Raw genomic sequence first — 15,848 nt, 5'->3', positions numbered from 1 at the left:
ATGTAAACTCAAATCTAAATATTGTTATAAAACAAACAATTCTTCTAAGATAAAAAAACGCTTTAACCGCAAAAAAAGGTATTAAGAGGAAGTCCTCTCAATACCTTTTAATAACAGTCAGAAAGTGCTATATTTGAGCACTTTCTTCACTCTTTTAAGAGATACATAAATTTATTATTAAAAATTGTACCAGATTTCGGTACAAGAGATATATGCTTTTCGTAACAAATTTCTACGCACAACTGACATGATACACATTTGCTAGTTGCTAAAATGATGTCCTTACCATCTGCATAGAGTGCGTCAGTCGGGCATAGAAATGAGCAAGCTCCACAGCGGGTGCAATTTTCGTTAATTTCCGGCATCAAAAAGTTCATTTCTGCTTGCAACTTATCTGATTTCTTGAATGTATTTAACAACAGTTCTCGTTTGTCCGTGTGCGTTACTGCATCACTCAACAATTGATGAACCACCGTTTCTTTAATTTCATTTACTTCATCCGCAATGGCTTCTACTTCATTTTGCTGCTGATAATATCGATCAAACTTTTCAAAAGGTGAAAGTGTTTTATTAACCTCTAATGCTTCCTTAACGGCAATCGTGTTCGTTTCTTTTACTTCCTCAAAGATAGAAGATAAAAAACGACGACGATTATGGTCAATTTCTTCGACATCATTTTCACTTTCTTCATGAATGGTTGATACAATTTGAAAAGATATCTCTAGCAAACGCTCAGCTTTTTGCAACTGTTCCATAAATAAATTTTCACCGTTAGGAATTTTACACGTTGTACAATGATTTGAATCATGCAAAATACGTAAGTAAGAAGCATACTTTCCAAGGCTAACCCAAAATTCAGTTGGAAGCATACCAAAACAAGGCACTTCCATTACGTTCACATTTCGATTATGCTGAAATGAAGTTGAGCATGCTACATAAACGATTTGTTCTTTTTCTAACATACGAGTTAGCTGATTATACAATTGAATAAGAGGAGGATCGTTCCACTTTAATGCATTGGTTGGACAAACAGCGGTACATAACCCACATGCTAGACAAGTATCTTCAAGCTCTAAAGAATCTTGTTTAATCTGAATGCTATTTGCCGGACATACATCCATACATGCTTGGCAACTACTTATTACCGAACGAACCTTTAAGCATTTATTAGAATCTACTTCAATTTTATCTATTTTCTTCATTAGAACATTAGACATTTTTTTAATTCGATCAAAAATCATCGCAATCCCCCTCCTTCAAATGTAACAGGCTTGTGTTTATAGTAAAATCCCTGTCCGCAATGGTACAGGGCTTACTGCTTTTTAGAAAAATTTTATAAATGTACTCCAGTTGAATAGAATAACATTCTTCCAACAAATTCTGCTACGATGAAGCAAACCAAAATGGCAGATGCAAATGTAACAGATTTAAACTTGCGATTAACCAATGAAATAACTGCAATCGCCAAACCAACTACTAACAATACCATTTTTACCCAGAATAGCGGGCTAGACATTAATAATGAAGCAGTTTCAACTGCAGCTGGAAAACTTCCGTTCATGATTGTCAAGTTAATCACATTTAATCCAATTGCTACAACAGCTGCACCAAGTGTCAAGACTGTAAAGTCAACAAACTTACCTTCTAGAACTGAAACTAACACTTGAACAAGAACTGGTCCTACTAATAAAGCTGTTACAAAGAATGCAACCGTTGTCGTTCCATTATTCCAAGCCGGCATAGCTGGAATCGTATAAATCATGGCTGTACAGAAAATCGTAATCGCTCCAAGAGCCACTGTAATCCATCCAATGATTTTTTTCATCCCATCTGTTTTTGCAAAAAATGCATAGATAAATACAAATAACATAAATGAAGGGAAGAACACAATTTCTCTTGTTAACCATGAATCACCAAAATTTAAAATGGCTCTATAGGCCGCAAACGGATGACCTAAGTGGAAAACAGAAACAATTACCGCTACAACTGATACTACTAAAATCGTAATCAATGCAATAAAACTAGTTTTCTTAGAAATAGATTTCTTCATTACATCTAAGAAAAAGAATCCAGCAAACGCACCGATTGCTAATTGAGAAAGAAATGTGAATACAACAAGAGTCATACTATGTTCCATTATACATCACCTCTAACGACAGTAGTTGTTTCTGGTAATTTGAAACGAGTAGATGAGCCAGTAATACTTGAATCCACGAATCCTTCTACATCAGAAACAAGTTCAGTTTCATTAATTGCATTTAAGTCAATGATTGAAATAGCTTGCATTGGACAAGATGCTACACAAATTGTATCTTCACCTTCTGCTAAACGATCTGAACACATTGAACATTTATCCATTTTCTTCTTAACCGTATCAAATTGTGGTACTCCGTAAGGACATGCCGTTCCACACATTTGACAACCAATACAACGATCTTGATTATGTTTAACAATACCATTCTCAAGCTTTGTATATGCTCCCGTAGGACATGCTTTCGCACAAGCTGGTTCATCACAATGGTTACAAGCTGTTGAAATATAACAGCGTTTTTGCGTACCTGTTAACATTTCACTTAACTCATTTACAAATCGACGATTGATGCTTGGCTCTAAATTGTAAAAACTTTTACATGAAATTGTACAAGCATTACAGCCAATACAACGATCCATGTTAATTTGGAAACCTAATCTTTCCTTTTTCTTTGCCATCATTTAAACCTCCTTACAGTTTCTCAACAGTTACAAACTGATCATGGAAAGCTAATCCAGCTTGACCAGTTGCATTTAATCCCATATCAGATGGAGTTGCTTTAACTAAATAATTCACGTTAAATTTTTGATCCTTATACCAAGCTTCATAAATAACAACTGTATCTTTTGGAACAGTAATCGTAAATTTAGCTCTCAAGTCTAAGAAACCAATATCATTTTTCACGCGTACCATATCTCCATCTTTAATACCTCTTGACTTCGCAAGCTCAGGGTGAATTTCTACAAACGGTTCATTGTTGATAGATTGCATCCACTCAAGGTTTTGGAATTGAGAGTGTAAGCCATATTTAAAGTGTGGTGACATCATACGAATCGGATATTCTTTTGGCGCCTTCACTTTTTCTACATAAACAGGTAGATTATGATGTCCAAATTCCGCACATAATTTAGATGAGAATTCAAATTTACCTGATGGTGTTCTAAACTTACCATCTGACCATGGCTTGTCATAGCCTTTTATTTTCGCTGCACCCTTATCTAAGAAATCTTCAAATTTAGATAATCCTAATGATTGAAGAGTTTCTTGAGAGAATTCTTTTTCAAGCCATTCTCTTGGTGTAAGATCTGTTGGATACGTACAAGAACCTGGTTGTAATTCATTTAACTTTTTCGAGATTCCCATCGCAATCTCGATATCCATTTTAGTTTCATACAATGGCTCAATTGCTGGCTCGTTAATGTTAATCCAATGGTGCCAGTAACTTGCTGTTGCTCCCCAATTTTCGAAAATAGAACTAATTGGTAGAACTAAGTCCGATTGATTAACCGTCTCATTAAACCAAAGATCTGCTGTTACAACAAAATCAATTGAATCAAAGGCTTTTAAAGATACAGATGTTTCTGGATCTTGAGCAATTGGGTTACGACATGCTACCCAAAGCATTTCAATAGGAATAGCGTTTGGATCATTATTAAGAGCAAGAACTTGAGCTGGGAAGTTATTCATGTTGATTGTACGATCTCCCTCTCCTCCACTACCTTTTGGAGTCTCTGCAGATGCACAATTATAATTAAAGATATAGCTATCTAGCATAGCGTAGTTAGCCCCGCCACCTAAAATACCAATGTTTCCAGCTAATGCAACTAAAGCATCGATAGCACGAACTGTTGCTCCACCATTCGTATGTCTTTGTAAGCCATAACCAATCCAAATACCTGCAGGTTTTGCTGCGGCATATTCACGTGCAAGGCGCTCAATTTCATGAACTGGTATACCAGTTTCTTCTGCTGCCCATTCTAAAGTAATGTTATTACGTACATAATTCATGTACTCCTCATAACCTACCGAATTGTTTTTCATCCATTCCGTATCCTGTAGATTATGATCTAAAATATATTTCGCCATACCAAGTGCTAACGCACCATCAGATGATGGTTTGATTTGAATGAATTCATCAGCATTTGATGCTGTATCTGTCATAATTGGATCGATGACTACAACCTTTGTTCCTTTTTCTTTCGCTTGTTGAACAATAGTCATCGAGTGAACAGAAGTCCAGGCAGGATTTACTCCCCAAAGAATTAAATGTTTAGATTCACCCATTGTTTCTGGATCTGAATTAAGTGCCGTTCCAAAGTCAAATGTTTGAGAATCAATACCTGCTGGCCAACAAGGTGTACCTGTTGCTTTTGTTGTATATCCCCAGCTAGCCATCATTCCTCCGACAGCATCTGCAAGGATGTTTTGGTTACCAGAATATTTATTTAAACAAATTGGTAATGTACTACCATGCTTTTCTTTAATGGCTAAGATTTTCTTAGCAATCATTTCATAGGCTTCATCCCATGAAATACGCTCCCACTTACCTGATCCACGTTTCTTTTGTACCATTGGATATTTGATACGGTCTGGTGAGTATACATAGTTAGGATATGTGTATCCTTTCACACATAAACGACCATTTGTATACGTATTATTTTTGTTTCCTGTAATAAACTTGATTGTTCCATCTTCTACTGTTGAAACAAGTGAACAAGCATCATAACAGTTTCTTGGGCATGTACCATACACTTGCTTTGTTTTTCCTGCAGCAAGTGCTTTATTTTTATCTACCTTATTAAAGCTAGAAGTTGTCGTTCCTAATCCTACTAGAGCTCCTAATGTAGCAGATCCTTTTAGAAAGGTACGTCTAGAAAATTTACCCATTATTTTCCCTCCTTAAGAAGTCCATCATTTTTTTCTACGTCTAATAATCCATCTAATAAATAAGAAATTCCTATTATTATAGGATTCGTTGTATGTTTTCGAATTAGTTCACTATGTGCTGGGATCCATTCAAATAAATGATTATTTAAAAAGGCTTCATGCATTTTTAGATATGTCTCATCATCTAAGCCGTTTTCAAGCAAATAACAAATAAATTCAAGCTCATATGCAAGATGATCATCTGGTTCATTGTTTTTCTTTACTAATACTAAACCTGCTCTTTCATAAGAACGTCTTACAGCAAGCGTATAGAATTGTAATACTGCACGTTCCTCGCTGCGATAAGAAGATTCAAATGGTGATGCCTCTAGTTTATTAGGTCCAACAAACAGACGATTAAAATCATATAATAAATCCTCAAGATCTTCCTCTTTAAGCTTGGCAAACGACTCCATCGCTTTTAACATCTCAGAGCTTGTGAAATAATGAACATCTTTGTTTAAATGAATGAAAAGCTCTTTCCAGTTAGACAAATCTAGTTGATTTAAATGTCCTGCATAAAATTTTTGTAGAAACATATATAAAGCAAGTCGATGTATAATTTTCTCTTCGTTCACTTTCAATTTGTTTTCCACTTCCTTTTCAAATCGATTGATTTTTATAGAATATGTCCTCCACCAGAACTTTCTTCTTCTTCAACTTTTTCTTCTTGTTCAATCTGTTTTTTTAGATCTTCTAATTGTTTAGCCTCAGCCGGTGTTTGTTTATAGTTCTCTTCTAAAACAGGATTCGGATCTCCGATGTAATTATCGTCTACAGAGCCATTATCGACTGCTGGATTAACATTTGAATTACTCTCTTCAGAACAACCTGTTAAAATAGCGAAAGAAGCTATTAAACACATCATATAAGTAATCATTCTTTTCATTTTAATAACCCTCCTTACGTTTTCACTATACAGATTGTAACAAAGGTACTTTAAGATATAGAGTGTAAAATTGAACATCTTTATCCCTATGTAAATGTAGAAAATTACACATTGCTTTTTTTAAACTAAATAAACACTGATATAAAAGCTTTATTGAAGTAAACAAAATTTTAAAACAATTCCTCTGCATTCTAATTGATAAGGGTTATCGTCATTTTCTTGTCACTTTTACACCATGATCCATCAGCCATTCCCACATTATGTTAGTTCCTTACTGATTTTCAAAATGAATGGAGAGTCTTTTTGGAAATAATCGTACATTTCATAATTTTTACCTTTATAAAAAACAATTCTTTCCTCTCCACCATTTACAAATAATATTAAACAGTTTTTATATTGACCAATTACTGAATATTTCTTAAACTATTCCATATGTTTACAAGTTCAGTGATGAGATGAATTGGATAAATTATATGATATAGTTTTCACTTTTTGTTCCATCTACTATTCAGGAGGATAGCTACAGATGAATTCTTATCAAAAAAAAATAACTATAGCCTTAATGATTGCAACCTTTTTATCTGCGATAGAAGGAACCATCATTAGTACAGCAATGCCTGCAATCGTAAGTAAGCTTGGTGGTATCGAGTTGATAAGTTGGGTTTTTGCCGTATACTTACTGACATCAGCGGTTACTACTCCTATTTATGGAAAATTAGCTGATCTTTTTGGAAGAAAAAAAGTATTCTTATTTGGGACAATTTTATTTTTGATTGGGTCTGCATTATGTGGACTTTCACAAAATATGGGTCAATTAATTCTGTTCCGAGCAATACAAGGTATTGGCGCAGGCGCTGTCGTACCTATTACATTCACGATAATTGGAGATATTTTCAGCTTTGAACAACGAGCTAAAGTACAAGGTCTGTTTAGTTCAATATGGGGAATTGCGGGGATTATCGGACCTTTATTCGGAGGCTTCTTAGTCGATTATATTAGTTGGCATTGGATTTTCTTTATCAATCTCCCTTTTGGTCTAATTACAATTTGGCTAATTGCCAAAAACCTTGAAGAAAAAATCGACAAACAAAAACGTAAAATTGATTACGGTGGAGCTTTAACATTTACTCTAGGAACGAGTGCTTTACTATTAGCATTACTCACAGGTGGTAGTGAATTCGCTTGGAGTTCAAACATCATCTTAACTTTATTTGCCATTTCTATTTTGTTTCTTGCTATCTTTATTTTTATTCAAATCAAACATCCAGAACCGATGCTACCATTTAAAGTATTTAAATATCGAGAAGTATCTGTTTCAAACTTAGTCTCATTTTTAGCAAGTGGAATACTGATTGGTGTCACTGCTTATATTCCCTTATGGGTACAAGGAGTTTTAGGAAAAGGAGCCATGTTTTCTGGTATGATTTTAATGCCGATGTCAATTGGCTGGCCACTTGGAGCGACACTCGGGAGTCGTTTAATGATTAAATATGGACCTAAGCCTATATCATTTATTGGAATTATCCTACTAGCCCTCGGTTCACTTTCCTTAACGGCTATTTCTGTTTCTACACCAAGTTGGGTTATTCTTTTTATTATTTTTATCCTTGGACTTGGGTTTGGTTTGTCCATGACCATTTACACAATCATTGTACAATCAGCAGTTGATTGGAGCTTAAGAGGTGTCGCTACTTCATCTAATACTTTTTTCCGTACATTAGGACAAACGTTAGGTGTTGCGATTTTAGGAACATATTTAAATCAACAAATTAGTTCTTACGCAAGTAGCGGTAATGATGTTCCTCCTACTATTTTGGCAAATGGATTACACGGAATATTTATCATCTTAGCAGCACTTTCCTTAGTGAGTTTGTTTTTTGCATTTTGGATTCCAAAAGATAAACCTAAAGAAGAAATAAAAACAACCGCATAAAATGAAAAAGAGGCGTCTAAAAAGAGATTGTCAATCCCTTTTTAGACGCCTCTACGCTTCAAATTGTATTATTTCCAGTGAACATGTTATGGTTTATGTGTATTCTTACTTTTTAATAAACGCTGATGTAGCACGTTTATTATGTGTTCCGCCTTATTTTTACGTCTAAAAGAAAAATGTATTATTAACCACCAATATAAGACATACCAATTTTCTTACGATTTTTCACTGTTTGAGCCGTTCTTTCATCTGAGTAACGATCTGTTCGACCTTCCCAAACTTGTCTAATTGCTTGGATGATTTCTTCATCTGTTGACCCATCTCGAAGCATTTTTCTTAAATCAAAGCCTTCGGATGCAAATAAACATTTATAAAACTTACCATCAGACGATAGTCTTCCTCTTGTGCAAGATGAACAGAATGATTCCGACACAGATGAAATAAAACCAATTTCAGAATCACAATCATCAAATTTATAACGTTTTGCCACTTCTCCATAATAATTTTCGTGAGCAGGAGATAAATTATATGTTTCGGAAAGCATTTCTAAAATTTGTTTTGATGTAACGACCCTTTCAAAGCTCCAATCATTGTCATTACCAACATCCATAAATTCAATAAAACGTAATGTGATTCCTTTTTCTTTAAAATAAGCTACCATGGGAAGAATTTCTTGCTCATTGATACCTTTTTGCACAACCATATTCACCTTTATTTCAAACCCTAGCTGCTGTGCGTACTCGATATTCTCCAAAATGATTGATGATTCAATTCCTCTTCCATTTAACTCACCAAATGTTTTTGGTTCTAACGCATCTAAACTAATATTCAGTCTTCGCAATCCTGCATCATAGAGTGCTTTTGCTTTTTTCTTTAATAATACGGCATTTGTTGTTAAGCCTATATCAATAATCCCATCAATGTTTATAAGTTTTTCTATTAAAACTTCTAGATTATGTCTTAACAATGGTTCTCCACCAGTTAAACGTAGTTTTTTAACACCTAATGAGGCAAATATCGTTGAAATTCGGTGCATCTCTTCAAACGAAAGTAATTCAGATTTAGGCATAAAGACAAAATCGTCTCCGAATACTTCTTTAGGCATACAATATGCACATCTAAAGTTACAACGATCTGTTACCGAAATACGCAAATCATGTATTGGTCGTTTTAGTTGGTCAATCATTGGCTTTACCGTCATGTACTTCTTCTCCTCAATACTAATTTGTTTTCAAAAGTTTTTCGCCTTTTTTACATATTATACAGTGAAGTAATTGTTTATGGTAACATTTCAAGACAACACTATATATAGATTTGTTTATAAAACATTACTTCGTTAAGTATTCCACAAGCCAACTATCTATTTCCGCTTGATTATTTCGATTCATTACCACATATTCTTCATTAATATCGATTTGATTATGCACAATGACAAGTTGTATGTTTTCTAATTTTCTTAACGTTTTCCAATCTTCTGCTGAACGAACAATGACTACTTTTGGTTCGTTTTCATTTTTAAACCCTTCAACTAATATCACATTTGGTTCAGCAAAAGCAGAGATAGCTAATAATTGCTTAAATACTAAATCATCTTGAAAATGTACTTGTACGACACCATTACCAATAGCTAAAGAACTAGTTGCCCCTCTATTTAAAAACTTCATGCTATCTGTTTGATCTGAAGGCATTTCTAAAGGGCCTCCATGACCATGGTGCTTTATAACCGAAACACGTATATCTTCTTTTTTTAACAACTCAATCCACTTTTCAATAAGCGTCGTTTTACCACTATTTTTATATCCTACGATTTGTAGAATCTTCACAGCTTCCACTCCGCTTCTCCTTCTTCATATCCTAATAATAAAACATCTACTTCTATTCCGGCAGTGAAGCCTTTTGTTCCACTTGGTAAAACAATTATTGCATTACACTTCGCTAAAGATGATACAGCATTCGACTTGTTAAATCCTGCTGGTGTCACAATCGCACCATCTGTAGTGTTTTCAAAGGTAGCTCTTATAAAACGAGTAAATGGGTTTGCTTTCACAAAGTCTTCTTGTAAAACGGCTTTTGTTTGTGGTAAGTATGGCTTTGTGCTACCCATCATTTTTAATAACACAGGTCGAACTAGTAATTCAAAACCACTAAAACATGCTGATGGATTCCCTGAAAGTCCGAATAAAATATGTTTTTCAGTAACAGCAACCGTTGTTACACTGCCTGGTCTCATGGCAATTTTATTAAACAACACTTCTGCTCCAAGACGTTCATATATAGCTGGTAATAAATCAAAATCTCCTACGGAAACGCCACCTGTTGTAATTAAGCAATCTGTTTCTTTCAGAGCTTGTACAACTGTTTCATAACAACTTTCCAAATCATCCGATTGCATACCATAAGAACGGCATTCAATGCCCATTCTTTTGAGCTGTGCCTCAATCATCCAGCCATTACTATTTCTAATTTTACCTGGTTCTAATTCATCATTCACATCAAGTAGTTCCGTTCCTGTAGAAAGTAAACCAACAACCGGCTTTTTACTTACAGTAACTTTGCCATAACCCAAAGTAGCGAGTAAGGCAATCACACCTGGATGAATAAGTGATCCTGGATTAGCAAGCTCTGTACCGATTTTAGCATCTTCTCCTTTAAAAGAAACATTTTCGCCTTTTTCAAATGTTTTGCGTACAGAAAAAGTATCGTCCAATTCACGTGCTTGTTCGAACATCACGACCGTATCTGCTCCATCAGGTAGCGCGGCACCAGTCATTATTCTCACGGCCTCATTCTTTCCAACAGTAATTTTTGAAACGTGACCTGCTCCAATATGATCAACTACTTTAAAAGAAATACGATTGTCCCCAGTTGCACCAACTGTATCCTCTGCTCTTACAGCAAAGCCATCCATTGCCGAACGGTCAAAATGTGGGATATCATGTTTTGCCAATATAGATTCTGCTAAAATGCGGTTGTATGCATCTGATAAAGAAACTACTTCGGTATCTAGAACATTTACTCTTTGCATTAATTTATGAATTGCTTCTGAAACAGGAATAGGTTTTCTTTTTTCTACCATGTACAATCGACTCCTTATGTAATTCATGTATAGCTACTATAATGATTCCAATACTACTTATACGAAAAATTATTATATCACAAAAATATATAGGTTTTATTTCTTTCAATAAGAAATTGTATAAATCCATATCTTAATGTTACAATTCATTATTATACATCATCATGTATCACTGTCATTATACCAAAAGAACCAAGAACTGAAAGGGTGCTATTCATGAGCGAATTAACACATTTTAACGAACAAGGTCGAGCAAAGATGGTCGACGTCTCTTATAAAAATGAAACAGAGCGTACTGCAATCGCAAAATCTTCTATCATCGTCAATGAAAACATCTATAACCAAATCGTTGAGGGTAAAAATAAAAAAGGAGACGTCTTTGCAGTAGCACAAGTAGCTGGAATTATGGCTGCTAAACAAACTTCCTCTATTATTCCAATGTGTCATCCAATTGCTTTAACTGGCGTGAACATAAATTTTGAGTGGAAGATTGATGAGTCAACTTCTCATTATGAGGTAATAATCCTTGCAGAAGCAAAAACAAAAGGATTAACAGGTGTGGAAATGGAAGCATTAACAGCCGCAGCAGCTACAGCGTTAACTATATATGATATGTGTAAAGCTGGCGGTAAAGATATGATTATAGGACCTACCATGCTCATGAAAAAAACAGGCGGTAAAAACGGAGACTACATTAGAGAGCTGTAAAGGTTGGCTTTCGATTATCTTTTAATCAGTGTGCCCTAAGGCACACTGATTGTGTTAATGTATTCATACTTCACATATTCTTATTCTAAAAAGCCTTATAGCCTCTTTGAAATAGATAACGCATCTAAAATCCAGATGAGCTATTCATTCTATACACAATCATTTCTAAACTCTTCAGTTAATTTCGACCCCAATAACTGAATTAATAATGGATTAAAAAATAGAGACTATGTGAAAGTCATATATATGACTTTCACATAGTCTCCTTGCTTTTGTAATACTTACTGTAAATCTTTTCTTACTTCTCTCACAACATGAGTAATTTCCGGTAAAATGAGCTTATTCATCGCTAATTTCACAGCCCCTGTTGATCCTGGAGTCGAGAATATTACCGTTCCTTTTGCTACACCAGCAATAGCTCTTGAAAGTATTGCAGCCGAACCAATATCTTCTGTATAACTCAGCATGCGGAAGATTTCCCCGTAACCAGGCATTTCTTTATCCAAAATTTTCGTTACGGTTTCGATTGTAACATCTCGTTTACATATTCCTGTTCCGCCATTTGTAATAATGACATCAACCTCTGGCGATTCACAGCCCTCTTTTAACGCTGAATGGATTTCCTCTTGCTCATCTTTAACAATACGATACTTCGTCACATGATGACCTTGTTCTTCTAACAATTGCATCATCGTTTGACCACTTCGATCAGTTGCTTTATCACGTGTATCACTAACAGTAATCACCATCACATTAACACTGTTAGGCGCCTCTTTTTTATGCTCAATTACGCTCATGACATCCTCCATTCGATACAGTTTAAATCATTTACCCTAATATTTTTTGATAAAAGGATTTAGCTTTGGCTTCATTTTTTGTATCGTGTACTAACGCTCGTCCATCTTGGAAAATGACCATTCTTTCACCACGATGTTCAATTGCAACGAGAAATGGATTAGCTTTCACTTCATAACCTGCTGCTTTCAACTCTATAGCAAGTTTATTTAATTGAAGCTGTCGATTTTGCGCAGGTCGAATTTGTACGGTATTCCTTCCACAAAGAACCGCTGTTTTTGTTGCATTCTCTTTTTGTAGAAAAGGATAGGTACGATTTTCTCCACATGATAAACATGTAGATTTTTTCATTTTACTTGCTTTAATCACTCTATAATCATTATTCCATACATCAAAGCTAACAAAGCCTGTACGAACTTTATCCCAATTCTCTGTCAGAATTTTCAACACTTCTACATTTTGATGTGCTACTACCATTGTCACAGCTGGTGCAATAATTCCATTTGTATCACAAGTCATTCCTTGTAATGGAAGCGTTGTTAATAAACAACTCAAACATGGGGTTTCTCCTGGAATAATCGTAAAGCTCATACCACTGCTTCCAACACACGCACCATATATCCATGGTTTATTATACTTTTGAGCCAAATCATTCATTACCATACGTGTTTCGAAGTTATCTGTTGCATCCACAACAACGTCTACTTCTTTGACAAGTTTTTCTAACGTTATAGCATTACCATCTGCAACAATCGCTTCTATAACAACATCAGAATTTATTTTATTCAAATGTCGCTTAGCCGCTTCAGCTTTTGGGAGCTTTTGCCATACATCTTCTTCAGTATATAATTGCTGACGCTGTAAATTACTTTCCTCAACATAATCTCGATCAATAATTGTTAACTTCCCAACACCAGCCCGAGTTAGCATTTCACAATTAGCTGATCCTAGTGCTCCTGCTCCAACTACAAGTACATGCTTTGAACGAATTAACTCTTGACCTCGCTCACCGATTGAAGAGAATAGCTCTTGTCTTGAATATCGTTCACTCACTACTATCACCCCCCACTAACAGGTGGAATGAATGCTACAGTATCTCCATCAACAAGGATATAATCTTCATCAACAAACTCTTCATTTACCGCTACCATAACAGCTTTCAATTCCTCAGCTAATTGAAATTCAGCGATCAGTTGCTCTTTCAGTTGAGAAATACTTTTCCCGTTTCCGTTATACTCCATGTTATCTTTACCGAACTTCTCTTTTAAATTTGTAAATAATAAGATGTTAATCATTTAAATGTTCCTCCTCTGGTCTGCCTGAAGGATATTCAATTGTACCTTGTTGATTACCAATCCATTCTTCTCCATCTTCCCAATGCTCCTTCTTCCAGATAGGAACAATTTCTTTAATTCTTTCTATAGCATAAGAATTTGCATCATAGGCATCACGTCGATGTGGAGTTGAAACAGCGATTACAACAGCAATATCTGTAATTTCAAGCTTTCCTATACGATGAGTAATGACCATTTCCGCATCTGGCCATCGTTCTTTCACTTCTGAGACAATCTGCTCTAATTTCTTTACAGCCATCGGAACATAAGCTTCATAAACAAGATACATTGTTTTTTTACCGCTTGTCCATTCTCTTACTGTTCCAATGAAAGTAGTAATCGCTCCTGCTTCTCTTTTCACAACTTTATCAATTAATTTTTGTACATCAATTGGCTCTTTTGTAATTTCGCAGTTCATTTCAAGTCCACCTTCTTCATTTCTTTTAAATATCAAAAACTATTATATTATAATAACGTTTAACCAAACGAAAAGAAATACTATTCTTCATTTTATAAACTGAAATTTTATTAAAGTTGTTCAAAATTATAACAAACAGGCCTATACTTTACTTTTTATCCTTTTGTTCAAGGATCGCTTTCATATTTTTAGCCTCTTCATATTCTTCTGGTCTATTCATATTAAAAAAGGCATAATTAGCATCTTTAAAATTTAATGATAATTCTTCCTCCGTCATAAATTTCACTTGAATATCATTAAAGAGTTCTCTCATTTTATGCTTTCTGTCATGTAATCTTTTTTCAATTGGTTGAATACATGACTTTCGATATGCAGCAAACAGTGGGTGAAGCTTTCCTTCTATATTTGGCACAACAGCATCGAAATCCTCGAAACTACGAATAAGTGTTTCCATAATATTCGGTTGGATAAATGGCATGTCACAAGCAATTAGCATACATTTATCATATTTAGCAGCTTGCAACCCTGCTTCTAATCCTGCCAACGGCCCGCAGTCTTTGTAACGATCCTTCACCAAAGGGACATTGAGAAATTCATATTGAGAAGATTCATTCGTAACAATCAATACTTCCGAAGCAACTTCCTGACATTTCTTTACAATATTTTCTATATTCGTTTGATCAAAAACAGTTAGTAATGCTTTATTTTTCCCCATTCTACTGGACTTTCCTCCAGCTAATATGATAGCGGTACATTCCATATTAAATTCACACCTCTTTATTCTATATAAGTTATTATTATTTCGACTTTTTCATAAAAAAGAAACGAACAATAATTTCAGGAAATGATATGTTAAATCCACTTGTTTAGATAATGATATCCCCTTCATTATAGCCTACTTTTGCTACAAGGTTTCTATTTGTATTCTTTATTATCCAACAATATATTCCCATTAAAGAATTTTCTTTTTATAATTTTAATTAAAAATGTTTGAAAAATTTAAATTAAGTGTTATAATTAAATATATCAATATAACATTGTATTTCGGGTTGTTAGCTCAGTTGGTAGAGCAGCTGACTCTTAATCAGCGGGTCGTGGGTTCGATCCCCTCACAACCCATTCAAAACCACAAAGATACTAATCTTTGTGGTTTTTATTTTGAACTCCTCCTAATGTTTTTACATATATTAACTTCTATCTTTTTTCACAGAAATCGTAATACAATTCATATTTTTATAAAGCTAATTCTTCATAGAATTGTGCAATACTTCACTATCCGCTTTAGAAAATTTACATTAAGTAAAAGATTTCAAACAAGTAAATAATAAAAGCTCCCTATTTTCTTATCACAATACGAGAAAAAAGAAAGCAAAAACGCTCCAAAATTCAATGAATTTTACGTGACACTTTTCTATTTTAAAAAAATATTCAAAAACGAGTCACAAATTGTACACATTTCACTCGTTTTGGGTTATAATAAAATCATCAATTAGAAATATTAAATATTTTAAAAAAATTATAAAAGGGTGATTCTCATGAAATTAGCTAGCAAAATCCTTTCTTTACTATTATTGATTGTCGCTTTTAAATTTAGTTTTGATGCGTGGGGTAGTGGAAGTCTTATTCAATCTTTTGGTACATTCTTTGTAGGGTTTGTAGCATTAACTGTTTTTATGGCTTTAACTATGGATGACGCACATGAAGATCGTGTCAATGCTTAACATAACTTCTAAAAAAT

At 34.4% G+C, this 15,848-nt stretch carries 17 protein-coding genes and 1 tRNA gene; 4 read left to right on the top strand and 14 right to left on the bottom strand.

Annotated features, from left to right (window positions below; all coding sequences use genetic code 11):
- Positions 1 to 146: 146 nt before the first annotated feature.
- The 6 genes from BN349_RS04760 to BN349_RS04735 form a co-directional block, all read right to left on the bottom strand.
- The gene (locus tag BN349_RS04760; protein WP_019241132.1) at positions 147 to 1,241 is read right to left on the bottom strand and encodes a 4Fe-4S binding protein; all 1,095 of its coding nucleotides are present in this window, start codon (positions 1,239 to 1,241) and stop codon (positions 147 to 149) included.
- 92 nt (positions 1,242 to 1,333) lie between these two features.
- Positions 1,334 to 2,137, bottom strand: coding sequence for a dimethyl sulfoxide reductase anchor subunit family protein (locus BN349_RS04755; RefSeq protein WP_019241131.1), 804 nt, complete (start codon positions 2,135 to 2,137; stop codon positions 1,334 to 1,336).
- Positions 2,137 to 2,712: a 4Fe-4S dicluster domain-containing protein gene (locus BN349_RS04750; protein ID WP_232423516.1), complete on the bottom strand. Its 576-nt coding sequence runs from the start codon at positions 2,710 to 2,712 to the stop codon at positions 2,137 to 2,139. The genes BN349_RS04755 and BN349_RS04750 overlap by 1 nt, the downstream gene beginning before the upstream one ends.
- Positions 2,713 to 2,722: 10 nt before the next feature.
- On the bottom strand, positions 2,723 to 4,918 hold the full coding sequence (locus tag BN349_RS04745; RefSeq protein WP_019241129.1) for a molybdopterin-dependent oxidoreductase: 2,196 nt from the start codon (positions 4,916 to 4,918) through the stop codon (positions 2,723 to 2,725).
- Positions 4,918 to 5,535, bottom strand: a complete 618-nt coding sequence (locus tag BN349_RS24750) for a TorD/DmsD family molecular chaperone (RefSeq protein ID WP_222860256.1) — start codon at positions 5,533 to 5,535, stop codon at positions 4,918 to 4,920. Before BN349_RS24750 ends, BN349_RS04745 begins: the two co-directional genes overlap by 1 nt.
- Positions 5,536 to 5,576: 41 nt before the next feature.
- Complete coding sequence (locus BN349_RS04735; RefSeq protein ID WP_019241127.1) at positions 5,577 to 5,846, bottom strand: hypothetical protein; 270 nt, start codon at positions 5,844 to 5,846, stop codon at positions 5,577 to 5,579.
- Between the two features lie 526 nt (positions 5,847 to 6,372).
- Here BN349_RS04735 and BN349_RS04730 point away from each other — a divergent pair.
- A complete protein-coding gene (locus tag BN349_RS04730; protein WP_019241126.1) occupies positions 6,373 to 7,779 on the top strand; it encodes an MDR family MFS transporter in 1,407 nt (468 codons plus the stop codon).
- 184 nt (positions 7,780 to 7,963) lie between these two features.
- Here BN349_RS04730 and moaA read toward each other — a convergent pair whose 3' ends face one another.
- The 3 genes from moaA to BN349_RS04715 all read right to left on the bottom strand — a co-directional run bounded on the left by moaA (position 7,964) and on the right by BN349_RS04715 (position 10,855).
- The gene (moaA, locus tag BN349_RS04725) at positions 7,964 to 8,980 is read right to left on the bottom strand and encodes a GTP 3',8-cyclase MoaA (protein WP_019241125.1); all 1,017 of its coding nucleotides are present in this window, start codon (positions 8,978 to 8,980) and stop codon (positions 7,964 to 7,966) included.
- A gap of 127 nt (positions 8,981 to 9,107) precedes the next feature.
- Entirely contained in the window at positions 9,108 to 9,611 is a 504-nt protein-coding gene (gene mobB / locus BN349_RS04720; RefSeq protein ID WP_019241124.1) for a molybdopterin-guanine dinucleotide biosynthesis protein B, read from the bottom strand.
- On the bottom strand, positions 9,599 to 10,855 hold the full coding sequence (locus tag BN349_RS04715; protein ID WP_019241123.1) for a molybdopterin molybdotransferase MoeA: 1,257 nt from the start codon (positions 10,853 to 10,855) through the stop codon (positions 9,599 to 9,601). Before BN349_RS04715 ends, mobB begins: the two co-directional genes overlap by 13 nt.
- A 216-nt stretch (positions 10,856 to 11,071) precedes the next feature.
- Between BN349_RS04715 and moaC the strand changes: the two genes are divergently transcribed.
- Positions 11,072 to 11,563 (top strand): cyclic pyranopterin monophosphate synthase MoaC, encoded by a 492-nt coding sequence (moaC, locus tag BN349_RS04710; RefSeq protein WP_019241122.1) that lies wholly within the window; start codon positions 11,072 to 11,074, stop codon positions 11,561 to 11,563.
- A 281-nt stretch (positions 11,564 to 11,844) separates the two neighbouring features.
- Here moaC and BN349_RS04705 read toward each other — a convergent pair whose 3' ends face one another.
- The 5 genes from BN349_RS04705 to mobA form a co-directional block, all read right to left on the bottom strand.
- Complete coding sequence (locus BN349_RS04705) at positions 11,845 to 12,360, bottom strand: MogA/MoaB family molybdenum cofactor biosynthesis protein (RefSeq protein ID WP_019241121.1); 516 nt, start codon at positions 12,358 to 12,360, stop codon at positions 11,845 to 11,847.
- A gap of 31 nt (positions 12,361 to 12,391) precedes the next feature.
- Positions 12,392 to 13,411, bottom strand: coding sequence for a MoeB/ThiF family adenylyltransferase (locus BN349_RS04700; RefSeq protein ID WP_019241120.1), 1,020 nt, complete (start codon positions 13,409 to 13,411; stop codon positions 12,392 to 12,394).
- A gap of 5 nt (positions 13,412 to 13,416) precedes the next feature.
- Positions 13,417 to 13,653, bottom strand: coding sequence for a molybdopterin converting factor subunit 1 (moaD, locus tag BN349_RS04695; RefSeq protein WP_019241119.1), 237 nt, complete (start codon positions 13,651 to 13,653; stop codon positions 13,417 to 13,419).
- Positions 13,646 to 14,110: a molybdenum cofactor biosynthesis protein MoaE gene (locus BN349_RS04690; RefSeq protein ID WP_019241118.1), complete on the bottom strand. Its 465-nt coding sequence runs from the start codon at positions 14,108 to 14,110 to the stop codon at positions 13,646 to 13,648. Before BN349_RS04690 ends, moaD begins: the two co-directional genes overlap by 8 nt.
- A gap of 148 nt (positions 14,111 to 14,258) precedes the next feature.
- The gene (gene mobA / locus BN349_RS23350) at positions 14,259 to 14,870 is read right to left on the bottom strand and encodes a molybdenum cofactor guanylyltransferase (RefSeq protein WP_019241117.1); all 612 of its coding nucleotides are present in this window, start codon (positions 14,868 to 14,870) and stop codon (positions 14,259 to 14,261) included.
- Between the two features lie 286 nt (positions 14,871 to 15,156).
- Between mobA and BN349_RS04680 the strand changes: the two genes are divergently transcribed.
- A tRNA-Lys gene (locus tag BN349_RS04680) sits at positions 15,157 to 15,229 on the top strand.
- Positions 15,230 to 15,645: 416 nt separating this feature from the next.
- The gene (locus BN349_RS04675) at positions 15,646 to 15,831 is read left to right on the top strand and encodes a hypothetical protein (RefSeq protein ID WP_019241116.1); all 186 of its coding nucleotides are present in this window, start codon (positions 15,646 to 15,648) and stop codon (positions 15,829 to 15,831) included.
- The last annotated feature ends 17 nt before the right edge of the window (positions 15,832 to 15,848 follow it).

The organism is Bacillus sp. AP8, from assembly GCF_000321185.1.
Lineage (GTDB): Bacteria > Bacillota > Bacilli > Bacillales > DSM-1321 > Bacillus_AD > Bacillus_AD massilioanorexius.
Note: the sequence above shows the minus strand (reverse complement) of the source record. Positions and strands in the feature narration are given on the sequence as shown.